Consider the following 15,016-nt stretch of genomic DNA (forward strand, 5'->3'; position numbering starts at 1 on the left):
GTACTTAGACCACTTGGCCTTCAGCTTCAGCTGCGGTGACCTTCGGGATAAAGAGCGAGGTAGCTACCGAGATAGCAAGAATGACGGCAGCGACCAAGAAAGCCGTGGTGTAGCCAGCAGCAGAATCTGAACCGGCAGGGGATCCAGCCACCATGAACACCGGCAGGATGGCAAAGGAGACGCCGGCACCGAGGTTAAAAGCGGCGGAGTTCATACCCGGCAAGAAACCTTCGTTGTCCTTCGGGGAGTTCACAACACCGAGGTTATTGAGCACGATATTGCCAATACCAGCGTAGGTGATACCCAACAAGATGACGGCAACAATCAGCGTGATCTTGGAGTTCACACCGACGAAGGCCAAGAGCACCAGCAAAATTGCGGAAGCAGCGTTGCCAATACGCAGCAGGTTGCCATAGCCAATCACCGGTGCGAAGCGGCCAGCAAAAGGACCGACGACCAAACCGATAAGTGCATAAGGTGCCAGCAAGAACAAGGATGCGGCATCGGCGCTCATGCTAAAGCCCGCGGTGGGGTTTTGCGCCAGCGATACGGCAACACCGTTAACAGCAGCGAAGACACCAGTCATGGTCAACACGGTGGTCAAAAGCAAGCCCCAGGTTGAACGACGCTTGAGGTACTTCGGTGCAACCAGTGGCTGGTCGTGCTTATTTTCCCACTTCCAGAACACCGCGAAGAAGCAAAGACCAATAACGACTCCGACGATAACCATGAACCAGTTGGCAGCGCCGGCCTTACCGGCCTCATTAACAGCCAACGTAATCGAGCAAACACTGATAACCAGCAGAACTGCGCCCAGCCAATCGACCTTGATGCCACTCGATGGCTTAGATTCCGGAGCCCACGCAGCGACCATCGCTACCGCGATAAAGCCCACGATGGCAATGAGCCAGAAGACAGAGCGGAAGCCCCAGTGCTCCGCCATCCATCCGGAGACAAGTACGTCCACACCGGCGACGCCACCGTTGATAGCGGCGACTAGTCCTAGTAGCGTACCCAGACGCACTTCGTTTTTGACCTGGCTGCGCAGGATAATCAGGGTCATCGGAATGGTTGGTCCTGCGATACCCTGCAAAGCACGCGCGAACATGAGCACACCAATATTTGGCGCTAGTGCTGCGATGACGCCGCCGAGGGCCATGACAGAGAGCATGATGAGCAGGATCTTGCGGCGGCCGACGATATCGGAAAGACGCGGTAAGAATAGCCCGCACATCGCACCACCAGTAAAGAAGGCGGTCTGGGTGAGCCCCACCGCGGCTTCGTCGGTGCCCAGCTCGTGCGCCATGGTGGTCAGCACTGGTGAGAGCATAGAGGCGTTGAGCTGGAAAGCTACGGCGGCTGCCAGCAGCACGGCCATGAGCAGGGGCAGGCCACCTTTGCGGGTATCAACCGGGTCGATAACACCAGCTGATGCTTGGCGGTTGGGAGTGGAAGACATTGGGTTCTCCTGGATCGGCTAAAGCGCTAAGTCTTAAAAGTTGGTGTTGCCAATGCGCGTTAGGGCATCGACCAGCAGATCCCAGAACTTCTCGACATCTACGTCCACGGCTACGGCGGTATTCGGGGCCTCGAAATCGGGATCGTCGGTAACCCCTAGTCCGCTCGGGTCATTATTAGACCAGGTGCGGCGGAAATCGACGATGGTTTGCCCGCGGGCGTGCTGTCCTTGAGTTTCCACATAAATCGGGGCGTGAACAGTTCGCAGGATAGATGGATCGGCAACTGCTGCCACAGCCAATGGATCGTGCATAGGTGGGCCCGGGTAGTTGCGCTCTTTCATGTAGGAAGCACCAAAGAATTCCACGAGCTCTGCGATAAATTGCGCAACATCGGTGCCAATGGCCTTGAGCTGTTCCATGCGCTCAGGTACCGCGAGTACCTGGTGGGTGACATCGAGTCCGACCATGGTTACTGGCCAGGATTCTTCAAAGACAATCGCTGCGGCTTCTGGGTCAGCCAAGATATTGAACTCAGCAGCAGGAGTCATATTGCCGGTGTGGTGCCCGCCGCCCATCAAAGTGATTCCGCCAACGCGCTCAACCAGCTGTGGGTACATGCGCGCGAAAAGTGCGATGTTGGTTAAAGAGCCGGTAGGAATAATAACCACGGAACCGGGTTCATTCTCAGAGATAACCTGGGCAATGAGGTTGACCGCGTGGATGTCTTCTAGCGGGACACTAGGCTCAGGCAGCTGTGGGCCATCGAGGCCAGAATCGCCGTGGATTTCATCGGGGATAAGTTGCGGGCCCACCAGCGGACGCGAGGCACCAGCGGCAAAAGGAATGCCGGTGATACCCGCAACCCGTGCTACCGCGCGCGCATTGGTGGTGACTTTTTCCAGAGTTTGGTTGCCGGCGACGGTGGTTACGGCCAAAAGCTCCAGGTTAGGGTTGCCATGTGCCAGGAGCATGGCGATGGCATCGTCATGGCCCGGGTCGCAATCGAGGATGATTTTCTGTGCAGGTGAGGTGGAATCTGCGTTCATTCTCGCAAAGTCTACTCGCTACCTTCCTATATATTCACAACTCCCCGGCAATTGACTCGACGCAGGTATTCTGGGGCGCTATGACGAATGAATCTTTCAACAATGCAGACAAAAGGGAAGACAATTATGCCCTCGATGACACTTTGGCTGGGCGTGTGATCCAGGCAGGGTTTGCAGGCGTAGCGCTGAGCTTTCCGGATTACATCAAAAACCCGAAGTCGCTGATTGCTTCGTATATCTTGTTGCTGGGCTCTTTTGCCGGACTGGTGGGCTACCTCAATGCCATCGATGAAGACGAGGCCACCACTCCTGAACCGCCGGCTGAATCTAGCTTCCCATTGTGGCAGCTTATCGCTGGTCTGAGCATCATTGCGGTATTGAAAGTTCTGGGTTTGCGCAAGCTGGCCAAGGCGCTGACCAAGCGCGGGGTGAAGAAACCGTGGTCGATTTTCGGCGGGGTGGGCGCTGGCGTGGTTTTCGCTGCTAGTGAGTATGGCGCACGTCGCGGAACTGACATTTAAGTACGCTGGGTACTATGTCAGGCACTGGAGTATTTGACCTCGACAGCCTTCGTGACCGAAAAAACCGCCAGCGTGCAAAGCACGCCGAGTCCTCCCGCGACGGTCACGTCGGCGGTCAGGAGCATGAAGAAAACGTTGATACAGATACGACTGTCCACTTACGCCGCGAACCATTAACCGTTATCCTGCAAGTCTCTAATATTCGAGATGATGCTGAAGTACATCGCCAAATCGGCATTAATGATGCATTGACTTTTGCACAGCTTCACGATGTTTTGGTGACCTGCTTTGATCTACCTCACGAAGAGTCCCCGTGGCACTTTTACTACCTTGACGAAGAAGCACAAAGGATAGATCCTCGCCACCACGTCGCGGAATTTTTATGGCGCGAGGGCGAAGTGGTGGAATTCACCTGGGGGCTGTGGGACTTTAAGCTCACAGTTGCAGAGATCTATCCGCGTGATGGCGGCACCCCGCAAGCACTATGCGTGGGCGGTTCAGGATCCTTTCCAGGATCCAAATTTGACCTCACCGCGATCAATGCAGCGCTCACCGGCCAAGCGGTCATTGATGAGATTTTGACCTATCTGACCCCGCCGGTGCGCGGCATTATTGAACGCTCCCGCCTCTTTGATTTCGTCCCCCTTTTACAAGCTCTTGATCTGAGCCGCGACGTGGAATTATCTGCTGAAGTGAGCAAGAAACTCGCCTCGTTGCCGCGGGAGGTAACAACCGAGGGCCAAGACGCCTTTTGGTCGATTGTTCTAGGCCTAGCGTGCATTGGCAGTGAAGAATTAATGGGCGCAGTTACCGCCACCACCATGGAAGCATTGGGGTGGATTAATGATGACGGTGAGGAGCTAACGGCGGCAGAAATCTGGGCGATGTGTGAGGCATCGACAAGCGTATTAGCGTCTGTCGGCGCTTGGGGACCTGAGGCTGCCGCACCTGTGGACCGTTTAGATATCTTCCGCGCGCTATTGCGTGGGGTAGGCTAACGCTTCGTGACTTCATCGAATAACTCTTTAAAGACCCAACTTACGCGGTTCGTGCTCGTCGGCATTTTCACCGCGATCTTGGACTATTCAGTCACCATGCTGCTGACCTATTTTGGTCTGCACCGCTCTGCGGCCAAGGCAATTGGTTGGGTCTTTGGCACCGTCGCGGCCTACTTGGTTAATGCGCGCTGGACTTTTGGCGCGAAGATTTCCGGCAAGACCGCAATCAGCGTGGCCTTGTTATATGCCTCGACCTTTGCTGTGCAAAATGTGTTGTACTGGCTGCTAAATTCCCCGTTGCAAGCTTTAGGTTTTGATGGTTTGGTCAAAGACACCATCGCTTTTGTGATTGCGCAGGGTGTTGCCACGGTGACAAACTTTATTATCCAGCGCGTCTTTGTCTTTAAATCAAAATAAGTCTTTTTAGATGGGATTCCTGCGATGACTTCTGAAGGTGCCGAACGCCTGGCTAAATCAAATTCACTGCGCGGCCAGTCCACGAAATTCGCAATCACCGGCGGTATCTCCGCGGTGATTGACGCAGGCCTGACCTGGATTTTCCAGATTGCGCTGGCGCTTTTAGGCAATATTGAAGCGCGCTCAGTGGGCTTTTTCTTCGGTACCTTAACTGCCTATCTGTTGAATCGCCGGTGGACTTTTCGCGCCCAGCCATCCAAGCGGCGTTTTGCCATGGTGGCGCTGACCTATGCTCTTACTTATGCCGTCAATATCGTGATTTACCGGTGGGCGTTTCCATTTTTTGATCACAGTCTGGACTGGCGTTCCACCTACGCGCTGGTGGCAGCGTTTATCCTCGCGCAAGGAACCGCCACCGTGATCAATTTCTTTGTGCAGCGGTGGTTGATTTTCCGCAATGCGCCCAAAATTCGCGAAGTTTAGCTGGGATTTAGCCGTGCTCTGGGCGGCGGAAATCTTCGCGACGGCCGCGGTTGTGCAGCTTGAGCCACTGCGCAAACCCCTTCGGGTCATGCTGCTGCACGAGGAAGAACCAGCCAAAGCGCGCGAATTCCTGCGGTAGGAGCTTGCGCATTCCCCGCTGCCACAGCAAGTAGCCACGGTTGCGGTAGGTGAAATAGCGCTTGAACTCGCCTTCGGGATACTGGGTGTGCATCTTGCCGCCTAAAATCGGCTTGAATTCATCAGAGCCATCTGGGTGCAGGTAGGCACAGGTTAACGCCGTGCCAAACGACAAGCCCGAATTAACCAGGCGGCGGTGGTATTCCACCTCATCACCGCGGATAAACAGACGGTAATCCGGCACGCCGATAATCTCCATAGCGCCGGCCGAGATCAGCGCACCGTTAAATAGGGAAGCGATTCCAGGCAGAAAATCGCCCTCTAATTCTTCCATGCGCCGGCGCCACACCAGTCCCTGACGCAGCGGGAAAGCCAGTGCTCCGGGGTCGTCGATATTGCATACAGCAGGGGAGACCTCATGCAACTTATTCACTTCAGCAACGCGGTAGAGCTCCTTCAGCACCGTTTCATCGGCAGGGCGGCCGTCATCATCGGCGCACCAGATGGCATCGGCGCCCAGTGAAAGTGCGGTTAAAAATCCCAAGGCAAAGCCGCCCGCGCCACCCAGGTTGGTCTGCGAGGGGACATAGACGGCACGCTCGCCAGCGAGGTCATCGACAAGCTGCTTAACGGCCTTATCTGCCCCGTTGTCGACAACAATGACCCACTGCACCGGATGGGTTTGACCTACTACCTGCTCTAGAGAGGCGCGCAATAATTCCACGCGGTTGTGGGTGACAATGACCGCCGCGGTGGAACCGGTTGAGTTCAAAGGTGCAATACGTGGGGAAGATGTGCGCGAAGTGGGCATGGCGTTTATTCTTTCACGAATTTCCCGGTGGTAGCATTTCGCCATGGATCTCACGCGCATCTGGCCGCCTTTTGGCTTAGAAATCACAGCTGCCCACACTGGTGAGGAAATTTCACTGCGCGTGATGCGCGATGAAGATATCGCAGTGCTTAACGATGCCACCCCGACCGAAATTTTCGGCTCCGATATCCCCGAGCATGCGTTTGGCTGGCTTTTCGATGAAACCAATAGCCCCACGCTACTTCGCTGGTCGCACCGTGTACAGATGTCGCCTGCGCACTGGTCCCTCGACTTCGTTGTGGTTCAACACAACAAGGTGATCGGGTCCGTTGATATGCGCGCTACTGATTTTTCGACCACGAAATCTATCGAAACCGGTTCGTGGATTTACCACCGCCTCCAAGGCCGCGGCATCGGGACTTTAGTGCGCCACGCCATCGCAGAGCTGGGCTTTAACCATTTCGGCGCCGAACGCCTGACCACCGCCTGGGCGTGCAGTAACAAAGCCTCGGCGGCTGTGAGCGCCAAGCTGGGATATCACGTCACTGCGGATATCACCGTGGAATCACTTGGTCCTGATAATCACACTGCACCGGGTGTGCGGGCGGAACTTCTACGCGGCAATTATCATCGTCCAGCAGCCCTTCAGTGCGAAGTTCGTGGGCTGACCCCGAAGCTGAAATCGTTGCTGGGAATTTAGGAATTCTTTTTCCCACACACGGATTTTGTATAGTGCACCTGGTTGAAGAATATGGCGCTATACAAAACCCGTGGCTGACCGTGGATGCGTGGAATCCGCGATCGCTGTCTTCGGTGATTTAAGTTGACAGTCTGCCTAGCCAAAGTGCACTAGGAAAGCCCGCGTTCCTCTGCAGGAGGCGGGCTTTCTTATGCGATAGATGAGTGCACCTTACTCGGCGGCCACGTGGGGGAGCTGAAATCCTGCCCGCAATGCCACGCCATAAATCGCGGCGCCAAGAGCAAGCACTCCACCTAGCGCGAGAATTGTGTTGAGGGAAGTACCAATAGGATCACTATTTTCGACATCCTTTTTCACGGAGCTTTTCGCCAAGCCCCAGCTGGATTCGACGAGTCTGTCAGAAGTGCTCTCGGAACTATTATCACGAACGAACTCAGAAGATTTATTCGCGGCACTGACTGAGCTAGTTGGCTGTTTTAATAGTGATGTGCTGACGGGAAATTCAAGTTGCCACTTAAGTAAATCTTTGCGGATTTGGCTATCAGAACCCGAAGAACCTGTACCGAGACCTTGCGCAGGTGCGACACCGGTGGATAGGGACAAGGCTGTAAAAACTGCTACAGCAGCGGTGGATATACGCTTCATATTGTTCTTCCTATATGCAGCTTTAAAGCTATAAAGCTGAAGTGGATTGACGTAGGTGCGGACTTATATAAGCCCATACCCACGTAATCAGCAGCAAGGAAGAAGCGCAGTACAAAACGAGAAAATGCCCACTTCGGTGAGTAAATTCAACCGGAATTTCGGATGATGTGCACCGTAGTGGGCATGGTTATCGGCGTGTTGATTATTGAGCGTCTTCGCGCTCAAAGCGGGTACGCAAATCGCGGACGTATTGGCCGACTTCACGGCCTTCGTATTGACCGACGACATCGGCTACTTCACCGGCGGCGCGGATTTGTCCCTTATCGATCCACAGTGCGGTATTGCAGAGCTGTGCAAGGAAGTCGTTGGAGTGTGATGCAAACACCAAAATACCGGAGCGCTTCACCAGTTCTTCGAGGCGCACGCGGGCTTTGGCCATGAAGGCCGCGTCAACGGCGCCGATGCCTTCATCGAGAAGCAAGATTTCGGGCTCAATGGAGGTCACCACACCCAATGCCAGGCGCACGCGCATACCAGTGGAGTAGGTGCGCAGCGGCATATTGAGGTAGTCACCGAGTTCGGAGAACTCTGCAATCTCATCCATTTTGGACTTCATCTGCTTGATGGTCTGGCCCAAAAACAGCCCGCGAATGATGATGTTGTCGTAGCCGGAGACTTCCGGATCCATGCCGACGCCTAAATCGAAGACTGGGGCGACGCGCCCGCGCACATTAGAAGAACCACGGGTGGGCTCATAAATGCGCGATAGCAAGCGCAACAGGGTAGATTTGCCGGCGCCGTTGTGGCCGACTAGTCCAACGCGGTCGCCTTCGCGCAGGTGCAAGTTGATGTCTTTGAGTGCTTCAACTACCACAACGTTGTCATCGTTTTGCCCGATGGCGCCACCAGCGGTTGAAAGCACGGCCTTCTTCAACGAGCGTGACTTCGCATCAAAGATGGGAAAGTCTACGCACGCGTTATATGTATCAATAGAAACCATGGTTCTCCTTAAACCCAGTAGCTCACGCGGAAGCGCCACTGGCGCATAGCCACCATGGCAATAAGTAGTCCGCCTGCGGTAAATGCCAAGACGATCCACCAGTGATAAGCAGCTACCGGCTCACCAATCAACGGTGCGCGAACAACCTCAAGGTAGTGGTACAGCGGGTTGAGTTCGGCGATGCGGGCGCGATCTGCGACCGCTCCACCTTGATCTGTAAGCGTCTTCGTCGTCCACACAATCGGAGTGACATAAAACAGCAGCTGCGTCAGCGCTTCTAGCAACGGCGCAACGTCGCGGAAACGTGTAGCCACCATACCGAAGAACATGGCTACCCACACGCCGTTGACAATTAACAACAGCATGCCGGGGATGACCAGGAAGAATTCCCAGCCCAAAGAGCGCGGGAAGATGATAATCAGCAGCAGCCAGATGATGAGGTTGTGGCCCAAAAATAGCGTTTGCCGCCATACTAAGCGGTAGACGTGGACTGATAGTGGTGCCGGAAGCTGTTTGATGAGGCCCTCATTATCGATGAAGATTGTAGAGCCCTCTTTAATCGCGCCGGAGATGAAATTCCACATAATCAAACCGACGGTGACATGTGGAAGGAAATCTGCCAGCGGCAGCTGGAAGAGCATGGAGTACAGCAAACCCAGTGCCAAAGCCATCACACCAGTAGCGATGGTGATCCAGAACGGTCCCAAAACCGAACGGCGGTAGCGCTGCTTAATGTCTTGCAGACCTAACATTAGCCACAGTTCGTGCTGTTTAGCGCCCTGGAGAAGGTCTTCGAAAGCCGCTCTGAAAGTCTTGGAATCTGACGGCGGTACGGTATGACCCTCTGGAGTGCTAGTCATGCGCGCAATATCTGCGGCAAGTGTATTTTTTTCTTGCTCCATGTCGAATACCCTAGCGTCATAAAGCTCACTAGGTGGTTTTCACCCGCCTATAAACCCGTATAGAGTAGTGAGCGTCAAGAGCCAGCAGGAGGGAGAGCTTGACGTGGATGTAGCTAGCGTGCGCGGTCTTTACACAGGCCTATCTGACGGTTGGACGTACCTCAATGCGCACGATCAGCCACAAATCGCGGAACGAGTTTCTGCGGGAGTTGCGCGCGCTTTTCGGATGTCGCCAGCAGTTGCGGCAGTGGAAACATCAGGGGGCTCGCATTCCGCCCCGGTTGCCGCGGGGCGTTTAGAGCGTGCGGATTTTATCGCGACAGCGCGGATGGCTATCGCCGATTTAACGGGCGCACACAGAAATTCTGTCGTTTTAGGCCCGAGCTTGCCGGTTTTATATTCACGTCTGGCATCCAAGTTGGGGCCGTTGCTACGGCGTAATTCTGCCGTGGTGTTGCAGCGTTTAGATTCGGCGTCATTGGGAGATATTGCTGCCAATATTCGGTGGGCGCAGCCAGACCTAGGCACTGGCGAGCTACCCGGGTATCAGTTCAATGAACTTATCGATGGCACTACAAGGTTCGTTTCTTTCACCGCCGCACATGCCACTCTGGGCGCTGTAGCCGAGGTTGCAGAGATTACCGACATCATTCGTCGACAATCACGCGCGTGGTCGCTGGTGGATGTCTCAGCGCTTGCTACGTACCGCGCGATTGACATCGGTGAGCTCGGTGCAGATATTTTGGGCATTGACTTGGCTCAGATCGGTGGCCCTGAGGTTGCTGCGCTGGTATTTCGTGATGCCACCATGTTCAAGCGCCTCAACATCACACGCGATGATTTGGAATCCCGCGTATCGGCTGGCCTTGCTGGTGGTGTGGGCCCATTGGCTGATCACTTCGCTCGCCTCGGCGATCCAGATGACCAGCTGCGAGGTTCGCGCCGCACACGGTTGCGCAATTCGATGCTCAAGGTTTCCGAGCACATGAGCCACCTGAGCGATGAGCTCTATGCCTTGATGGGTTCACTTCCCGCCGTCCACATTTTGGGTGTTACTGGCGAAGCAGCTAGTGGCGCTCGCACTGATAATCGCATTCCGCGGCTTTCTTTTGCTGTCAAGAATGTCCCGGCGGATACCGTGCACCAGCGCCTTTTGGGAAATGGATTAGTCACAACGCTCACCCCGCGCAGTGAGCTGCTCTCGGAGATGGGCGTCGACGATATCGGAGGCGCAGTCACCGTATCGTTGAGTCCTTTTAACACCCACCAAGATATTGAGCACTTAGTGCGCGTGGTTGCCTCGTTGGCCTAGTTTGACGGGGCTGAAAGCAATGCAAGCCTGCTGTTCTCGCCCCGTCGTTTTGGAGCTACTGCACCAAAACCACCTTGCCGGTGTGGGAGCTTTCTACTAGGTGATTGAGTGCTTTGGCTGCGTCTGCAAGGGGCAAGGTTTCATGGATGTGGTGTTTTACGCGCCCATCTTCCAACATTGGCCAGACATTCTTCACAGTCTGGCGGACTATTTCTGCTTTTACTTCCGGTGAGCGGCGACGCAAGGTTGTGCCGTGAAGGGAGATATCTTTCATCATCATCACACCCATGTTGATTTCGGCCTTATTACCGCCTTGGAGACCAATGGTGATCATGCGCCCGCCTTTGGCGAGAGCGAACATATTCTTTTTCAAATAAGGCCCGCCCACGATATCTAAGATGACATCGCACTGGTTCTTGAGTTCTTCCGCGAAGTCTTGTTCTTTGTAGTTGATTAAGATATCAGCGCCGTAGCTCTTGCACACCTCGAGCTTTTCTGCGGAACCCGCGGTCACCGCAACGGTTGCGCCAATGGCTTTAGCGATCTGAATAGCCATCAGACCGATGCCGCCGCCACCGCCGTGAATCAAGATGGTTTCGCCTTTGCTTAGGCCGACTTCCATGACGATATTGGACCAGACAGTACAAGCGGTTTCGATAACAGCTGCGGTCTCTGCGAACGAGAAACCCTCTGGGATAGGAAGTAGCTGACCTTCCGGTACAGCGACGTATTCGGCATAGCCGCCGCCGACCAGCAAAGCACCTACTTTTTCTCCTACTTCGCGGTTGGTATCGCCAGCGTCCGCGATTTCTCCCGCACACTCTAGTCCGAGGATGTCAGAGGCACCCTTGGGTGGCGGGTAGTTACCTTCTGCTTGGGTAAGGTCTGCGCGGTTAACACCTGAGGCAGCGACCTTGACTAGTACTTCGCCAGGCTGCAGAGTTGGCTTCGGTACTTCTTGGAGCTCGAGGGTTGCTGGGTCCCCTTCGGTGGTTTGGACGATTGCTTTCATCACATCAGTCATGTCCTCTACGCTAGACAAGTTTGCGCAATCAAGCACGCAGTTTTAGTCTTCAACCTTCTATCGGGTAGTCTTTTTGTGTGCTCGAGTTCAGACCTAGTAGATGTGTGAATCTCTCTTAGAGCGCACGGAGACGTGGCAGAGCGGCCGAATGCACTGGTCTTGAAAACCAGCGTGGGGAAACTCACCGAGGGTTCAAATCCCTCCGTCTCCGCCAAGAAAACACCCGATTACCTGGATTTATGCCAGTAAATCGGGTGTTTCTTATTGTTTATCTAGCCACGCGTCGATGCCACCGCGCAGTGAGTAGATACCTTCGGTGAACCCGCGCTGGTTGAGTATCTCGACTGCGCGAGCAGAACGAATACCTCCGGCGCAGTGGATAACTACTGGGAGTGATTTCGCTTGGGCCGAAGCAATCTCTTCGGGAGTTTCACCGTCCACCATCCGTGGAAGCGGAAATTTAACAGAACCGGGGATGGCAAACATTTCTACTTCATCTGGATTCCGCACATCGATGATAAGCGCGTTATTCGGAATCTCATCAACTTCAGCAACCGTAGGCAATGCATTATCTACCGGTGGTTCCTCGAAAGCTTCTGCGCCTTGGGTCGGGCCCGTGGTGCGCACGCGTTCGGTAACTTCCGGGTTACCGACTAGTGGGATGTATTCCCACGTGCCTTCGAGTGCAGTGAAATAAGCAATCTTTCCAATCAGCGGAGTTCCAACACCTGTAATTAGCTTCATTGCTTCAAGCGCCATGGCAGAGCCCACAATGCCCACTGTGGGGCCAAGCACCCCGGCTTGTGAGCACGAAGGCACTGAACCTGGTACGGGCGGGATAGGGAAGAGATCTTCATATATAGGGCCGTTGTCGGCATAGAAGACGGTGAGCTGGGCATCGAATCCCAAAATAGAAGCCCACACGTGCGGAATACCTAAAATTGCGCAAGCCCAGGACGCGTTATAGCGGGTGGCGAAGTTATCCGTGCCATCCAAAACCACATCGGACCCGCGCAGGTGCCCTAAGATGTTGTTCTCATCCAGGCGTTGAGAAACCACTTCCACGGTGATTTCTGGGTTAAGAGCGACCATCTGCTGGCGTGCTGATTCGGCTTTGTTGACGCCAATCTTGTCAGTGGTGTGAATGACTTGGCGATGCAGGTTGGAAACATCGACCGTATCGGAATCGATGATGGTGATTTTTCCAACCCCTGCACCCGCGAGATATAACAGGGCAGGGGAGCCAAGCCCTCCAGCGCCGATGACGGCGACGTGGGAATCGCGAAGCTTAGCCTGGGCGTCTTTTCCGAACCCAGCCAAAGATAGTTGCCGGCGGTAGCGAGAGATTTCCTGGGGAGAAAATTCTGTCATTCCAATCCCACCCACTGGGTGCCGCCTTGTGAAAGCTCTTGTTCTTTCCAAATAGGTACTTCGGCTTTAACAGCGTCCGCAAGCTCCTCGGCAGCTGCAAAAGCCTCACGGCGGTGCGCTGCTGCAGCGATGACCATAAAGGCTAAATCCCCAATACCCAAGGGGCCAGTACGGTGTGCACACCACAAGCGAACATGCGGGTGCTGCGCGCTAATACGAGCGGCAACCGCTTCTATTTCCTGCTGTGCCGTGGGGTGCGAGGAATAGATCAACCTCGTTACGCCCTGGCCACCATCATGATCGCGCACAACTCCATCAAAGGTGACCACCGCACCCATGGCATCGGTGACGACATCTGTGCGCGCTTGCGCCGCAGCATTTTCAATCGGTTCCTCCATCATCAATGCTGCGATGACCTTGCCTGTTTGCTCATGCACATAGGCTGGGTCAAAAGCCGGATCGTGATTAGTGGTCATTATTTCCTTCCATCGTGGTGATGATGTGGCCCAAGATTTCCTCTAACACCGCACAACCATCTTTTACCCCACCGGTAGACCCCGGCAAAGTCATCACAAAAGTTGAACCTGCAACACCCGCAATACACCTTGATAAAGCCGCAGTAGGAAGCTTTGCTAACCCCTTATTCCAAAACGCAACGGCGATACCAGGCATTTCTTTATCCAGATGCTTTCTAATTGCTTCAACCGTGAGGTCGTCGGGACTAATCCCAGTTCCACCTGAGGTTAATAACACAGCTGGCGCATTTTCCGAACGTAAAGCCTGCTCGACAGCGGAAAAAATGTCGGCATCAGCCACGACGATCGGATCAGGCGTCTTAAGCCCCTGGTTGCGCAGAAAATCTACGGCGATGGGACCTGAACGATCTTCATACTCGCCGGCTGCAGCCCGCGTCGAGGAAACAATGACCAAACCAGTACGTGACATGGATTCTCCCTAAGAAAAATTGCGGGTTTACAGGGGATAAACCTGCACGGCGCTGCCTATACCTAGCTGGGCGCCGGCAGGAATACGGATGAGGTGCGTGGCTTCGACAGCTTGCGTAATCAAATGCGAGCCTGACCCGCCGATAATATGCGCCACGGTGGAGCCATCGGAGCAAAATTCCACGCGGCCGCGGCGGAACTGATCGCGGCCTGTGATGCCGGTGGCGGGATTGGCAAGCTGTGCCCACGAGTCCGGTGGCACGTGCCCTAAGACTGGGGCGACAAATAACCGGAAGCTCACCAACGTAGACACCGGATTACCCGGCAAGCAAATAATAGGGACGCCATTAAACACCGCACAACCTTGTGGACCACCCGGTTGCTGATCCACATGACCGAACCAAGCTGCTGCAGGAGCATTTGCACCCGAGTCAGAAGACTCCAGCACCTGGCGGACAACCTCGAACTTGCCAGCACTAATTCCGCCCGAAGTAACGACTACATCTGGTTGCCGGTTCTCAATCGCGGCAGCCAGCGAAGTTTTTAAAGCGGAGGGATCATCATTGGTGGCTACGTGTCCAACCACCTCTATCCCCGCGCCATAAGCCATCGCGCGCAGCATCGGCGCATTCGCGTCGGGAATAGTGGCTATCCTCTGTGCGTCCGCTACCTCGGCTGCCTGAATTTCTGCACCACCACTACAAATGAGAATGCGCGCCGGGCTAAATACTTCTACCTCGAGGATGGACTGGGAAGCCATGGTTGCTACTGCGGCAGCACTAATGGTGGTACCTGCAGGAATGATTGTGCTTTCTGCAGCGACATCACACCCCTGGACACGAATAAACTGACTAGGCTCAGTAGCTGGAAGCGAAATGGTTTTACCGGGTTCAAGGAATTCCGCCGGAATAGCCTTTTCCACCGGGATAATCGCCGCTGCATCGGCAGGTACTGCCGCGCCAGTCATAATAGGGGCAGCTTTGCCAGCTAGTGGTTGGGGTGATGCGCCCGCCGGGATAGTCGCTGCGACCTCGAATCTGCCGCCGTCTGCAGTGGGTACGGCGTAGCCATCCATTTGCGAATTATCAAAGCGTGGGGAATCAAAACCCGCGATAATGTCAGCGCTTGTCGTGCGCCCGAGGGATTGTTCTATCGGAATCTGTTCGGTTCTGCGTTCACAATAAGCAGCGACCAGTTGGCGGATTCGCTTGAGGTGAGATTCCGGGGAAGTCATAAATACATTG

The 15,016-nt window shown here is 54.7% G+C and carries 17 protein-coding genes and 1 tRNA gene; 7 read left to right on the forward strand and 11 right to left on the reverse strand.

What is annotated here, in order from left to right:
• Positions 1 to 4: 4 nt before the first annotated feature.
• Both CSTAT_RS01075 and CSTAT_RS01080 read right to left on the reverse strand, forming a co-directional pair.
• Positions 5 to 1,459 (reverse strand): MFS transporter, encoded by a 1,455-nt coding sequence (locus CSTAT_RS01075; protein ID WP_075722176.1) that lies wholly within the window; start codon positions 1,457 to 1,459, stop codon positions 5 to 7.
• Positions 1,460 to 1,492: 33 nt separating this feature from the next.
• Positions 1,493 to 2,506, reverse strand: coding sequence for a nucleoside hydrolase (locus tag CSTAT_RS01080; protein ID WP_075722177.1), 1,014 nt, complete (start codon positions 2,504 to 2,506; stop codon positions 1,493 to 1,495).
• Positions 2,507 to 2,586: 80 nt separating this feature from the next.
• On the opposite strand from CSTAT_RS01080, the gene CSTAT_RS01085 reads away from it, so the two are divergent.
• Genes CSTAT_RS01085 through CSTAT_RS01100 form a run of 4 tightly spaced genes read left to right on the forward strand, consistent with a single transcriptional unit; the run spans position 2,587 to position 4,925 of the window.
• Positions 2,587 to 3,027, forward strand: coding sequence for a hypothetical protein (locus CSTAT_RS01085; protein ID WP_075722178.1), 441 nt, complete (start codon positions 2,587 to 2,589; stop codon positions 3,025 to 3,027).
• Between the two features lie 14 nt (positions 3,028 to 3,041).
• Positions 3,042 to 4,025 (forward strand): plasmid pRiA4b ORF-3 family protein, encoded by a 984-nt coding sequence (locus CSTAT_RS01090; protein ID WP_075722179.1) that lies wholly within the window; start codon positions 3,042 to 3,044, stop codon positions 4,023 to 4,025.
• Positions 4,026 to 4,031: 6 nt separating this feature from the next.
• The gene (locus CSTAT_RS01095) at positions 4,032 to 4,442 is read left to right on the forward strand and encodes a GtrA family protein (RefSeq protein WP_075722180.1); all 411 of its coding nucleotides are present in this window, start codon (positions 4,032 to 4,034) and stop codon (positions 4,440 to 4,442) included.
• Between the two features lie 24 nt (positions 4,443 to 4,466).
• On the forward strand, positions 4,467 to 4,925 hold the full coding sequence (locus tag CSTAT_RS01100) for a GtrA family protein (RefSeq protein ID WP_066792158.1): 459 nt from the start codon (positions 4,467 to 4,469) through the stop codon (positions 4,923 to 4,925).
• Positions 4,926 to 4,932: 7 nt separating this feature from the next.
• Here CSTAT_RS01100 and glfT1 read toward each other — a convergent pair whose 3' ends face one another.
• Positions 4,933 to 5,874, reverse strand: a complete 942-nt coding sequence (gene glfT1 / locus CSTAT_RS01105; RefSeq protein ID WP_075722181.1) for a galactofuranosyltransferase GlfT1 — start codon at positions 5,872 to 5,874, stop codon at positions 4,933 to 4,935.
• 43 nt (positions 5,875 to 5,917) lie between these two features.
• On the opposite strand from glfT1, the gene CSTAT_RS01110 reads away from it, so the two are divergent.
• Positions 5,918 to 6,574, forward strand: coding sequence for a GNAT family N-acetyltransferase (locus CSTAT_RS01110; protein WP_075722182.1), 657 nt, complete (start codon positions 5,918 to 5,920; stop codon positions 6,572 to 6,574).
• 210 nt (positions 6,575 to 6,784) lie between these two features.
• Here the strand turns inward: CSTAT_RS01110 and CSTAT_RS01115 are convergent, their stop codons facing one another.
• The 3 genes from CSTAT_RS01115 to wzm all read right to left on the reverse strand — a co-directional run bounded on the left by CSTAT_RS01115 (position 6,785) and on the right by wzm (position 9,121).
• Positions 6,785 to 7,219 (reverse strand): XRE family transcriptional regulator, encoded by a 435-nt coding sequence (locus tag CSTAT_RS01115; RefSeq protein WP_066792161.1) that lies wholly within the window; start codon positions 7,217 to 7,219, stop codon positions 6,785 to 6,787.
• 202 nt (positions 7,220 to 7,421) lie between these two features.
• Entirely contained in the window at positions 7,422 to 8,219 is a 798-nt protein-coding gene (gene wzt / locus CSTAT_RS01120) for a galactan export ABC transporter ATP-binding subunit Wzt/RfbE (protein WP_075722183.1), read from the reverse strand.
• A gap of 8 nt (positions 8,220 to 8,227) precedes the next feature.
• On the reverse strand, positions 8,228 to 9,121 hold the full coding sequence (gene wzm / locus CSTAT_RS01125; protein WP_075722184.1) for a galactan export ABC transporter permease subunit Wzm/RfbD: 894 nt from the start codon (positions 9,119 to 9,121) through the stop codon (positions 8,228 to 8,230).
• 103 nt (positions 9,122 to 9,224) lie between these two features.
• Here wzm and CSTAT_RS01130 point away from each other — a divergent pair, with 103 nt between their 5' ends.
• A complete protein-coding gene (locus tag CSTAT_RS01130) occupies positions 9,225 to 10,433 on the forward strand; it encodes an aminotransferase class V-fold PLP-dependent enzyme (RefSeq protein ID WP_075722185.1) in 1,209 nt (402 codons plus the stop codon).
• A gap of 55 nt (positions 10,434 to 10,488) precedes the next feature.
• On the opposite strand, the gene CSTAT_RS01135 is transcribed toward CSTAT_RS01130, so the two are convergent.
• Positions 10,489 to 11,445, reverse strand: coding sequence for an NAD(P)H-quinone oxidoreductase (locus CSTAT_RS01135; RefSeq protein WP_075723756.1), 957 nt, complete (start codon positions 11,443 to 11,445; stop codon positions 10,489 to 10,491).
• A gap of 138 nt (positions 11,446 to 11,583) precedes the next feature.
• Here CSTAT_RS01135 and CSTAT_RS01140 point away from each other — a divergent pair.
• Positions 11,584 to 11,671: transfer RNA gene (locus CSTAT_RS01140), tRNA-Ser, on the forward strand.
• 47 nt (positions 11,672 to 11,718) lie between these two features.
• Here the strand turns inward: CSTAT_RS01140 and CSTAT_RS01145 are convergent.
• Genes CSTAT_RS01145 through CSTAT_RS01160 form a run of 4 tightly spaced genes read right to left on the reverse strand, consistent with a single transcriptional unit; the run spans position 11,719 to position 15,006 of the window.
• On the reverse strand, positions 11,719 to 12,828 hold the full coding sequence (locus tag CSTAT_RS01145; protein ID WP_075722186.1) for a ThiF family adenylyltransferase: 1,110 nt from the start codon (positions 12,826 to 12,828) through the stop codon (positions 11,719 to 11,721).
• The gene (locus CSTAT_RS01150) at positions 12,825 to 13,304 is read right to left on the reverse strand and encodes a molybdenum cofactor biosynthesis protein MoaE (protein ID WP_075722187.1); all 480 of its coding nucleotides are present in this window, start codon (positions 13,302 to 13,304) and stop codon (positions 12,825 to 12,827) included. The genes CSTAT_RS01145 and CSTAT_RS01150 overlap by 4 nt, the downstream gene beginning before the upstream one ends.
• A complete protein-coding gene (locus CSTAT_RS01155; protein WP_075722188.1) occupies positions 13,294 to 13,773 on the reverse strand; it encodes a MogA/MoaB family molybdenum cofactor biosynthesis protein in 480 nt (159 codons plus the stop codon). The genes CSTAT_RS01150 and CSTAT_RS01155 overlap by 11 nt, the downstream gene beginning before the upstream one ends.
• 27 nt (positions 13,774 to 13,800) lie before the next feature.
• The gene (locus tag CSTAT_RS01160) at positions 13,801 to 15,006 is read right to left on the reverse strand and encodes a molybdopterin molybdotransferase MoeA (RefSeq protein WP_075722189.1); all 1,206 of its coding nucleotides are present in this window, start codon (positions 15,004 to 15,006) and stop codon (positions 13,801 to 13,803) included.
• Positions 15,007 to 15,016 lie beyond the last annotated feature (10 nt).

Origin of the sequence: Corynebacterium stationis, from assembly GCF_001941345.1 — a bacterium.
Classification (GTDB): domain Bacteria; phylum Actinomycetota; class Actinomycetes; order Mycobacteriales; family Mycobacteriaceae; genus Corynebacterium; species Corynebacterium stationis.

Coding starts and splice junctions, on each gene's coding strand:
- CSTAT_RS01090 (WP_075722179.1), top strand. CDS start 3,042: ATGTCAGGCACTGGAGTATTTGACCTCGACAGCCTTCGTGACCGAAAA.
- CSTAT_RS01155 (WP_075722188.1), bottom strand. CDS start 13,773: ATGTCACGTACTGGTTTGGTCATTGTTTCCTCGACGCGGGCTGCAGCC.
- glfT1 (WP_075722181.1), bottom strand. CDS start 5,874: ATGCCCACTTCGCGCACATCTTCCCCACGTATTGCACCTTTGAACTCA.
- CSTAT_RS01075 (WP_075722176.1), bottom strand. CDS start 1,459: ATGTCTTCCACTCCCAACCGCCAAGCATCAGCTGGTGTTATCGACCCG.
- wzm (WP_075722184.1), bottom strand. CDS start 9,121: ATGGAGCAAGAAAAAAATACACTTGCCGCAGATATTGCGCGCATGACT.
- CSTAT_RS01080 (WP_075722177.1), bottom strand. CDS start 2,506: ATGAACGCAGATTCCACCTCACCTGCACAGAAAATCATCCTCGATTGC.
- CSTAT_RS01135 (WP_075723756.1), bottom strand. CDS start 11,445: ATGAAAGCAATCGTCCAAACCACCGAAGGGGACCCAGCAACCCTCGAG.
- CSTAT_RS01085 (WP_075722178.1), top strand. CDS start 2,587: ATGACGAATGAATCTTTCAACAATGCAGACAAAAGGGAAGACAATTAT.
- CSTAT_RS01150 (WP_075722187.1), bottom strand. CDS start 13,304: ATGACCACTAATCACGATCCGGCTTTTGACCCAGCCTATGTGCATGAG.
- CSTAT_RS01145 (WP_075722186.1), bottom strand. CDS start 12,828: ATGACAGAATTTTCTCCCCAGGAAATCTCTCGCTACCGCCGGCAACTA.
- CSTAT_RS01115 (WP_066792161.1), bottom strand. CDS start 7,219: ATGAAGCGTATATCCACCGCTGCTGTAGCAGTTTTTACAGCCTTGTCC.
- CSTAT_RS01160 (WP_075722189.1), bottom strand. CDS start 15,006: ATGACTTCCCCGGAATCTCACCTCAAGCGAATCCGCCAACTGGTCGCT.
- CSTAT_RS01110 (WP_075722182.1), top strand. CDS start 5,918: ATGGATCTCACGCGCATCTGGCCGCCTTTTGGCTTAGAAATCACAGCT.
- wzt (WP_075722183.1), bottom strand. CDS start 8,219: ATGGTTTCTATTGATACATATAACGCGTGCGTAGACTTTCCCATCTTT.
- CSTAT_RS01100 (WP_066792158.1), top strand. CDS start 4,467: ATGACTTCTGAAGGTGCCGAACGCCTGGCTAAATCAAATTCACTGCGC.